This window comes from Dysgonomonas sp. 521 (assembly GCF_010501055.1).
In the GTDB taxonomy this organism is placed as follows: domain Bacteria; phylum Bacteroidota; class Bacteroidia; order Bacteroidales; family Dysgonomonadaceae; genus Dysgonomonas.
In genome coordinates, this window is sequence record NZ_QVMO01000106.1 from 1 (window position 1) to 10,887 (window position 10,887).

A 10,887-nucleotide genomic window follows, 5' to 3' on the forward strand; every position below is an offset into this window, starting at 1 on the left:
CAATATCGGCTGTCCGATAAAATCCCTACTTTTGCTCATGAGCTTAATTTTGTTTTGTTGCTACTACAAAGATAAGCAGAAGAGCGGATTTTTTATTTTTTAAAAGTTCGCTCTGTTTTTTTAGCGGACAGTAGTGATTAAAATCGAAAAAAATGAGAACTATTTACACAGAAGTAATGAAACGCCTGCAAACGGAAGTTCCGGCATTAAGCGGAATTGAACTTGATTCTGGACAATTAAAGCTAATTGAAAAAGAAGAGACTTTACCTGTTACACTACCTTATGCACTTATTGATATATCTATACCCGAATGCTCCGATATTACTGACAAAACACAGAGCTGTAATGGAATTGTAGGAGTTACCTTAGTTTTTGAATCGTTCGATATGGGCAAAACGTCTTCTAACAGGCCTGATGCAGATAGAGATCTTGCTCTTACACCATTTGACGTTATTTCAGATGTTTATAAAGCTTTGCAGGGCTATGAATCTGTGAGGTTTAATACTCTGTCAAGAATATCGCAGGGGAAAGTAGAGAATGAGTTTTTCTTTGTTTATAAAATTAATTTTGCTTGTGAATTTGAAGACTTAACGGCATTGCTACATTTATGATTTTGAATACTTAGTAACTGTTAGGAAATTTCACGAATTGGTTTTCGTATGAAAAAGATCTAGAGTTCTTCGTTCATTTTTAGCTTGTTTTCGGTTAATTTTCTCTTTCACTCAGCTCAAGTAGCCCGCTACTATCGCTTCGCGGAAGTAAAAATTATCTCAAAAACAATTCTAAAAATCAGAACGAGAAATTTCCTAACAGTTACTTAGAGCCTGTTTAAATTTTATACGAATATTTTATTATATCTTTTTCTTCGTTCATTTTTAGTCTGTTTTCGGCTGTTTTTTCCTTTCTATCAACTCAACCAACGGTCACAGGTGCGAAGCGTATGTAAATAAACATCTCTAAAAATTTGAACGAATAAAATTTAAACAGTTTCTAAATCCAAGATTAAAAATAATATTGATATTATACAGGGCAACAAAAGGCTTCTGTTGAATAAGCACAGATCTATTATACTACAAAAAAGAGCCTAAGCAAAATATTATAAAAAACCAATATTAATTTGGTTGCCCTGTATATTATGGTTGCAAGTGGAATCCTTTAGTAATAAATACCGTTAGAAATTACCCGTTTTTACATTCTCAATGTATGCCCGTTGTTTGTCGAAATACTCTTCCTGAATTATTTCATCCGACTGGGTAATCAATATAGAATATCTTTTCAGCGAATCGAGCCATTCTTTGTGAATATCACAAACTTCGGGATCGGATATATTTATTGTATTAAAATAATGGAAGCTAAAAGAAGAAACAACGTTTCCATCCCATAGAATATAACTACTATTACCATCGATATTGAATTCGGAAAGATAAAAATAATGTATAGTACCCGGGGTTGATTCCCCTGTACGGACTATTCTTTCTATAAAATCTATCATAGCATGAAAGTTCTTCTTTATAGTCTCAAGCTCATCATCGTTTATCAATCCCAGTTTATAAAAATAACAGATCTCTCTCAGAGGACTTAAAAAAACATTCATATCCAGAATAAATGTAATTCTCTTGATACTTCGTATCTTCATATCCATCTCTACACGCAAGAGCTGGAGTTCATCTGATATAATTATATCGGAATAATATAATTTAGGTAATTCCTTATACCTTCTATGCATCCATGTATAATAAAAGAATCTGAAGAGTTCTTCAAAATGCAGGCAAAATATTACCGGTAAATAATTGAAGGCCATCATTACTATTGATTCTTCATCGTTCCGCTGATTATCTATATATTTTTTGAAGTTCTGTAACCTTGAAAGGAAGGCCTGTTGAGGATCTTTATTCATTTGCAGGCTCAGGCCTATCATATCTAACCTTTTATTACCCACCAGCTCGTCTATCGAGAATTCAAGCTTTTGAGATAACTTAACAATTTCATCGAAAGTAAAAGACATCTCTCCCCTCAACCGTCTATATGCCGATTCTTTAGCAATGTCAAGAGTGGTGGAAAGATAATCAACTGGTTTTATATATGGGGGCATTTTGCTAACTATCTTATCTATTATCTTCTTCTTCTCAAACGCTTCACTCATAAGAGAAATCTTTATTTGTGATATTGCTCACATAGCTTCTTTGCCGGTCTATAAATGCAGTCTGCAATGTCTCGTTGCAACCGGTAATCAGGCTGGAATATTTCTTGAAAGAAGTAAGCCATGTTTTATATGTTTGGCATACTTTCCGGTCTTTGGAGGCAATATGCGTTCCCGAATATATCCAGAAATGGCATTCTTCCTGATCTCCATATCTGGCATATAAACCCGATGATTCGACCCTGAATGAGGGAATATAAATCTGACTACTAAAATTAGATGATTTTATTTTTTCCTTGGCTATTCCCTCCAGCATATCCACAAAGTTTGACAAATCTGCTTGTATAGAGAGTATTTCTTCATCTGAGATGAGTTTCCTTTTATAATAATATTGAATTTCGATGAGAGAATTTTTTATAAAGTTTTTATCCAATATAAATATGTTATCCCCTATAAAAATCCCGTTTGATTTGATTTTTTCTCTTAGTGCTGTTATTTTTTCGGGAATTTCTATATCTCCTAATCGGAATTTCAATGGCATAAGGTGGAATTGCTGTACCCATTTATAATAATAAAACCTGAATAAATGATCGAGGTGTATTGTCGTAAAAATCATTAAGTGATTGGCGGCAATTATTACTTCGGTTTCCTTATTACCTAAGTTATCCAGTCCGGTTTCATACATCGAAAAAATACCAAAAAATAACTGTTCCGGGTTAGAGATACTATTACTTCTGTATTCAAACAAAACCGGTCTTGAATTCAGGTTCTTATCTCCCGAAGAATATATAATCTCATCTATAGAAATAGATAGTTCGGTAGAAAGTATATAGATATCCTCTAATGTAAATGGTACCTCTTCCCTGATTCTGCGATATACGGATTCCTTACTTAAATCTAATATATCTGCGAGGTAATTGATCGGATTTATATGAGCGGGAATTCTGGATAATACGTTGTCTATTAGTGTCTTGTTCAAATTGTAATTCATAAGCTTTTGTCTTTAAGCACAAAACTACTTATAATTTTATTAACTGAGAGAAATTTACCTAAAACACTATCTTTCAATTATTTAATCCAAGAGCGCCTAAATTATTAATAAAAAGAGTAGTCAAATCCGATAAGCATTATTATTATTTTTAAAGATATTGAGGATTTTTTACGGAAGGATAAATAAAATTTTAATATTATGAAAATAAAAAAAATATTTATATCAGATTATTGAGATAAAAATTTATATCTGTCATTTTCCATATCTGATACCTGATTTTTTAATGGTTATTTTGTGTCTGAAACAAGACTTGTGTAAAATAATAAAACAAATAAACGGCAGAGATAGTTCACAAATCTTTGCTCCAATTCAAATATTGACAGCTATTTACTGAAGAAGACAAAATAAGTAAAAACCAGAATAGATTAAAACCAAAATGGATAATAGCACATCTTAATTGCAGACAGAAACAAAGTATCTGGTAAATCACAATCTATATAATAAAAATAATTTATCAGGCTTAAATTAATCCGAAATGGAAATTGGACAATAATTCCAAATGGAAATTCTATTACCCAGGTTAGAGCCTTTTTCCATTCAAGGATTACTGAGAAATAATCCCATTTAGTTACATCTTATTCTACACTTTTACATTTGCCTTCTTAGTTTATCAAAATGTAAAAAATAACAGTCCTGAAAAAGGCTGACTAGTGAAGTCGATTTATAAAATATTTAACAAATAAATTCAATGTCTCAAAGATATAAGGAAGTATTACTTGTCTTTAATTGTTTGTCTTCATCTGTCAATCTGTTGCTTGTGAAAGTAGCAAATTGATATCTGAGAGGCATTGATTTTTTTTAAGAGAATGAACAGAAACTAAGATACACACTAAAACAAACTAATAAATTAAAAATTAACTATGATTACAAAACTAACAACTCCTCTATTAATAACGCTGCTAATAATAGGAAGTTCCAAGTTAAAAGCCCAGGTAACAATCGGTTCCGACCTTGCGCCAATAGACGCAACTTTACTCGAACTAAAGAGTAAGGATGCTTCCAATCCGGCATCAGTAACGGATGACAACAATATCACTTCCGACAAGGGAGGCCTGTTATTACCCCGTGTAATGCTTGTCAACCGAAAAACCCTCGAACCATTTGTTAAAACAACAGACCCTGCGTGGACAGGTGCTTCTGCCTCTAAAATAAAGGAAAAGCATACAGGGCTCACCGTTTACAATATTAACGAATCGGCTGAAACAGTAACCGAACTGAATAAAATATTCCATCAGGGAGTTTATCTGTGGGATGGAGCAAAATGGGTGCCTGTAGGAGACTCAAATGCAGGGCAACGTTATTTCCATATGCCTGCATTCAATCTGCCGCTAACCCAAATAACCCAGGTGGGAGATACTAAGCCGACCTATGATCTGTATGCCGAATATAAGAAACAATTTACAAATAACAGCAACAATCCTCTTTTCGAAAGTAGTAATAATTCAATAGCCGGAATCCCTTCGCCCGAATATGGAAAACTATATGAAGCAAGTGAACTCGACTTTGCAGTTACACACTACGACAAAGATGTGCTGACAATAAACAGTATAGACGCCGACGGGGTAATGACCTACGAAGTAAAAAGTCTGGATCCGGGGCCTAACTCATTTGTAAATATTGTATTCGTTATCAAATAATTAATTGAACAAAAAATATGAAAAAAATATATACACTTGTTTTCTTATTCATCCTTGCAAGCACCGGACTGTTTGCACAGAAAGAAGCTTACACCTGGGCCTTCGGCTATAGAGCCGGACTAGACTTCAACAACCTTCGTACAACATCATTTCAGGCAACAAGACTCCATCCTTCTACCGGAACGGCATACATATCCAACCTGCCATCGGCGATTACAACGGCAATCACTACCTATGAGGGATGTTTCTCCTTGTCGGATGCCACAACAGGACAACTTATGTTCTACTCAGACGGACAAACAATATTCAAGGCCGATGGGTCGGTTATGACAAACGGAGATAACCTTATCGGCCATGTATCTTCCACCCAATCAGGGGTGCTGATGCCTTTTCCGGGCAATCCCAATAAATATATCGTATTATCTATCGGCCTGATTGATGCATCTACAAGGGTTGTTTACTCTGTCATCGACATGAGCGACGGAACAGGGAAAGTTCTGAACAAAAGCCCTTTTTTAAAGAATACACCTTTGACCGGACATAGAGGAGATTTAGGTGAAAGTGTAAATGTAATTCAGCATGGTAACAAAAAAGATTTCTGGATAGTAGCTCCCGGATCGGGAACTAACTCTGCCCTTAATGCCTGGCTGGTAACCAAAGACGGGATACAGGCATCTTCACCTGTTGTTACGCCATTCTCGGCATCACAGGTAGCCAGTGATAATACATATTTCAAGTTCTCTCCAGATGGAAAACATTTTGTATGGTGTAATAATCTCTCTCTAAATCCATTCTGGTTTGGCGATTTCGATAAAAATACCGGAGAGTTTTCCAATATACAAATGGGTAATGCCTATTTTTCAGAGGGAGCTCTTGGCGGTACATACAGTGCTGAATTTTCGCAGTCGGGTAAATACTTATACGTATCTACGGGAAGCACTATAAATGCATATAACTATGTATCTCTGGCTGCCAACCCCAGCGGCTATAGCCCAGCACTCTATGCTATGACGGGAGGGGATACTGACAGTGAAACTAAAAATTCTTTGGCAGTGGGGTCTTTGCAATTAGGACCCGACGGGTATATATATGGGACATACTATGACAGGTTTAAATCTCCTAGTCATGATTTAGGAAATTTAACGATCGGCAGCAGGCGGTATATGATATTGATAACCAACCCCGAGAACCCTATGAACCTGAATATATACAGGCTCGATGACTTCCTTAATGCCGGTACGGGCGGGCATGTGGGGATCACGTCCTTTTCTCCATCGTGGTTTTCGTTGGAAATAGATGGAGAAACATCTTTCTGTACCGATGCTGTCAGCACAACAATAAAAAGTTACTCTATCAACCTGGCCGGGACAGCAACTTCCAAGCCTACCAAACTGCAATGGTACTTCGATTATGATAACTATCCTACCTCATACACGGAACAGACAGTAAGTTCTACCGACATGACGCTAAGCAAGAACGCAAGCTTCGCGCCTGTTACTACTGTTACCACACGTAAGATAGTAGTAAAAGCATTTAACGGTAGCACAGAGTTAACAGATCTGGAGCAATCGCTTACAGTAACCCTATATCCTGCCGCATCGGTCAGTGCAGCCAACCAATCTGTCAGTTCGGGCAGTACAGCCACATTAACAGCCACAGCCAGCGCTGGAGCTACGATAAGCTGGTACAGCGCCGCTACGGGTGGCACCCTGCTTGGTACAGGAGCAACTTATACAACCGGAGCCATCACCACCGAAACATCATTCTATGTGGAGGCGGCAAATCCGGCATGTTCATCAGGACGACAAGAAGTAAAAGTTACGATCAGTATATCGGCGCCAACTATTGATGTTTCCGATCCTGTTGCTATTTGTGCAGGCAGCACAGCTACACTGACAGCGACGGTCAGTGCCGGAGCCAATGCTTACTGGTTCCTAACCCCCACCGGAGGTTCTCCTGTGATGACGGGGACATCAGTGACTACCCCCGCTCTGGATTATACGACTATGTATTATGTAGAAGCACAAAATTCGGGGAATATTCCATCGGAGCGTAAGGCTGTAAAGGTGACCGTGAACCCGTGTACACTTGCGGTAAATCCGAACATACACCTCATTAACTAACAGATACAATACTTAAACATATTAAATTATGAAGAACTTAAAACTTAAAATCAAAACTACATTTACACTATTCGCTATCGCAGCATGCTCATATTCTTATCAGGTACATGCACAGGTAACAGTAGGTTCAAACAATCCTCCTGCAAAGGCGGCATTACTTGAATTAAAAAATATAGAACCTAATGACCCGGCTTCGCCAACCGACGCCAACAATATAACGGTGAATGATAAAGGCGGAGGATTGGGACTGCCCCGGGTCAAACTTGTAAATATAAACACATTGCAGCCATTTATCCCTACAGGAACAGACTGGACGAACAATACAGATAAAATAAAAGAAAAACATGCCGGACTAATGGTATATAATATATATGTATCGCCCGATGGAGAGGATGCCGATAAAACATTCTCTCAGGGAATATATGTATGGGACGGGGCAAAATGGAAAAAAATGATAGATGGTACGGCACAACGCTATTTCTATATGCCGTCGTTTACCATCAAGCTTGTTGAAGGCAATGATCCTCAAGAATGTGATTTATATGCTGAGTATAAGAAGCAGTTTACAAACGACAGCAACAATCCTTTGTTTGTAAGTAGCAATACTGGCCTCGCCAGAGTTCCGTCTCCGGAAAAACAAAGGTTGTATGCAAAAGATGAATTGGATTATGCCATTACCTATTATGACAAGAATGTGATTGACAACGTAAGTATAAATGCAAACGGGGTAATGAAATATGATGTAATATCCCTGAATACAAATGCCAATTCGTTTGTAAATATTGTATTCATTGTAAAGTAATAAGAAAATGAAAAAACTATATATATTGTTATTCTTACTATCCCTGATAGGAATGAATAAGGTGTATGCTCAGGTAGAAATTACAGGAGCGACCGCTTTTTGTATGGGCACGGACAATACCTTCAGATATCAAGGGACAGTTGATGCATCGTATGCCGGTACCCTGAAAAGCACTGTATGGGACTTTGGCGACGGCACCACTCAGACTATACCATTAACAGTTTCGGGCACAAGTGTTTCTGCCCAGACATCCCATAAATACACAGAGAGAGGCTATCACACGATTACTGTGAAAGTACTCGATACCAGTAACGGCGAAGTAAGTGATTTACAGCAGGCACTGTTAGTTAGGGTCAACAGCTGTGCCGTTCCCGTTAACCACATTCCTGTATATAAAGGGAATACAAATGGGCCAAAACCTTGTCCCCCGCCTACCGTCCCGGTTATTGTGTTCAGTCCTAACCCTGTGAATATATCCGTAGGTAATACTTTTACGGCGACTGTTACTCCTAAAGCAGGCGAAACTTATGCATGGTCTGTCTCTAACTCCGGAACAAACGGATTATCTATAGAGGGTGTAACCGCGGGGAATACCATTACAATAAGAAGTTCTAAAGCAGGAACGTTTAATGCGAATGACATAAAAGTAACTGCTACAAACTCATGTGGCTCTACAGACGGATATGGTAGCGGAAACATTACAGTAAGTGGTCCTTGTCCGGTACCCGCAATCCCTGTTATTGTACTCAATCCTGATCCTGTCAAAGTAAACAGGAACGGAACATTTACCGCCAGTATATCATCTCCTGAATCCGGAGTAACCTATAGCTGGGAAATCTTAGACGGCGCTACCAACGGACTAACGATCCCGGGTGCCATATCAGGTAATTCCGTTACCATACGAGCAACGAAGAGCGGCTCATTCAACGCCAACGCTATCCGTGTAATAGCCATCAATAGCTGTGGCGATACACAGGGACAAGGCTCTGGAACGATCACCGTCAACAACTGTGAAGCAGCTCCAACACCAACTATCACATTCAATCCTAGTCCTGTCATCATCGACCAGAATGGTACATTTACTGCAACGGTATCCGTATCTGATCCTACAGGCGTAACCTACAAATGGACTATATCGCCTACCGGACTGGCTCAGGGACTGTCTATTGATGCTTCGTCGTCAGATACAGATTCTTCCATTAGAATAAAAGGAGCGACTGTGGGAACTATCAATGCAAATGTTATTTCTGTTACAGCAACTAATGAATGTGGTACAGGAACAGCTACAGGCAATGGGAATATCACAGTAAATGACTGTTTGCCTGTAAACAGAGCCATTGCCTTCTCTCCTAGCCCGGTAGTCATTGATATTAATAATACATTTATTGCAAGCGTAACTATATTATCAGGAGAGACAGTTTCCTGGTCGATTGTCAATGCTGCAACAAATGGCTTAACGATACAGGGAAGTAATACCGGATCTAGTGTTACCATCAAAGGAACTAAGTCAGGAATATTCAATGCTAGTGATATAAAAGTTACTATAACCAATTCATGCGGTTCCAGAACAATATCAGGCACAGGTACTATAACTGTCAACAATTGTCTTCTGCCTGTTCCAACTGTGACTTTGATCTCTACAAGTATTTTGAAAGGGAATACATTTAAAGCTATCGTAACTGCTACCAATGGCCCGATTACAGGCTATCAATGGAAGCTTACCGATACTTCCAACAATGGATTCTCTATACAAGGTTCGAGCACGGGGGCTACAGTAACGATCTTAACATCCAAAAGCGGAACATTTGATGCCTCCAAATTGTCTGTAACCGTAACCAATGCTTGCGGTACAGGAACAGCCACGGCTACAGGTTATATATCTGTAACCGATCCGGGCGAACTGGTAGTGGATGGCGATGCGCTTATAGAAGGGCCAACCTGCTACGACATTGCACAAAGTAACTTCAACGCTACCTGTGGTCTTCAGGCCAGCCGCACCCCGGCCTTCCCTACTGCCGCAAAACGCATCAGGACTTATTACCTGTCGTTTGGACAACAAGGAGGTTTCGGAACGCTTTCCAATATGAAAGTTGGAGTATCAAATGACACTTATGGTATTATCAAGTCTGTTACAGGAGACAAATCCGGCACATTGAGCAATCTGGAAACATTTACCGTAACATTTGCGGATGATATCAATAAACTGGCACTTGGAACAACTTCGGCCAATCCGCGCAAAGCTACTATCTGGGCCAGCTACACCGAAGACGGAGTACGTAAGCGTGTGGAACTCACGATCGATGTTCAGGATTGTGCATGTTGCCCTAATGGAATAATAGTTAATAATGGAGCCTATGTTGGACCGGCAAATGACATGGTTGCCTTCAATGGCGTTCCTGGCACGAATTATTCGGATAATACAATAATGACATATTTCAGCCAGATGTCTAACGCGGCATTATGTATTCACCCAACATCGAGTGGTATAACATCATGGACGGGTGCGGTATCATATTGTGCTAATCTGCCTACAGCCGGCGAATGGAGGCTGCCTAACATAGGTGAACTGATTAATATCAATATTAAAAGGCCGGGTACCATATCGCCTACGGTACGCCTCTGGGCAAGTACAATCGCAACTAAAGGTTCGGCAGGTAATGCCTGGTACGTACTATTTGCCTACGATATGAGCTATAATACTATCACCAGCACATATGTAAACAATAAGCCGAGCACTTATTCTTTAAGCGCGAGGTGTGTGAAAACTATAGGTCAATAATTATTGTTGTATAATAAATAGAAGTTTGCGGCCGGGACTTGGGAGTACCACCCGGTTCCGGCCTGCATTTAGTAACTCTTTAAATTTTATTCGTTCCAATTTTTAGAGATGTTTTAGAGATGATTTTTTCTTCCTCGAAACGATAATAGCGGGCTATTTGAGTTGAGAGAAAGGAAAAAACAGCCGAAAACAGACTAAAAATGAACGAAGAAAAAGGTATAATAAAATATTCGTATAAAATTTAAACAGTTACTTATAAACAGGGCAACCGCATCAAAATTTCATCATAATTTGTAGAAATGTTATCTTCGCTTCATGAATAGATTCATCTCTCCCTATTTTGCTGAAGTTACAG

7 protein-coding genes are annotated in these 10,887 nt (G+C 38.7%); 5 read left to right on the forward strand and 2 right to left on the reverse strand.

Annotation, left to right across the window (positions count from 1 at the left end; genetic code table 11):
• The first annotated feature begins 152 nt into the window (after positions 1 to 152).
• Positions 153 to 611 (forward strand): hypothetical protein, encoded by a 459-nt coding sequence (locus tag D0T84_RS19520; RefSeq protein WP_163309530.1) that lies wholly within the window; start codon positions 153 to 155, stop codon positions 609 to 611.
• 560 nt (positions 612 to 1,171) lie between these two features.
• Here D0T84_RS19520 and D0T84_RS19525 read toward each other — a convergent pair.
• Together D0T84_RS19525 and D0T84_RS19530 are read right to left on the reverse strand one after the other, a co-directional pair.
• A complete protein-coding gene (locus tag D0T84_RS19525; protein WP_163309531.1) occupies positions 1,172 to 2,143 on the reverse strand; it encodes a hypothetical protein in 972 nt (323 codons plus the stop codon).
• Complete coding sequence (locus tag D0T84_RS19530) at positions 2,136 to 3,131, reverse strand: hypothetical protein (protein ID WP_163309532.1); 996 nt, start codon at positions 3,129 to 3,131, stop codon at positions 2,136 to 2,138. Before D0T84_RS19530 ends, D0T84_RS19525 begins: the two co-directional genes overlap by 8 nt.
• A 920-nt stretch (positions 3,132 to 4,051) precedes the next feature.
• Here D0T84_RS19530 and D0T84_RS19535 point away from each other — a divergent pair.
• From D0T84_RS19535 to D0T84_RS19550, 4 genes are read left to right on the forward strand one after another with little or no spacing between them, the layout of a single operon-like run.
• Entirely contained in the window at positions 4,052 to 4,828 is a 777-nt protein-coding gene (locus D0T84_RS19535; RefSeq protein WP_163309533.1) for a hypothetical protein, read from the forward strand.
• 17 nt (positions 4,829 to 4,845) lie between these two features.
• Positions 4,846 to 6,951 (forward strand): hypothetical protein, encoded by a 2,106-nt coding sequence (locus tag D0T84_RS19540; protein WP_163309534.1) that lies wholly within the window; start codon positions 4,846 to 4,848, stop codon positions 6,949 to 6,951.
• A gap of 28 nt (positions 6,952 to 6,979) precedes the next feature.
• Entirely contained in the window at positions 6,980 to 7,753 is a 774-nt protein-coding gene (locus D0T84_RS19545; protein WP_163309535.1) for a hypothetical protein, read from the forward strand.
• A gap of 7 nt (positions 7,754 to 7,760) precedes the next feature.
• Positions 7,761 to 10,532: a PKD domain-containing protein gene (locus tag D0T84_RS19550; protein ID WP_163309536.1), complete on the forward strand. Its 2,772-nt coding sequence runs from the start codon at positions 7,761 to 7,763 to the stop codon at positions 10,530 to 10,532.
• Positions 10,533 to 10,887 lie beyond the last annotated feature (355 nt).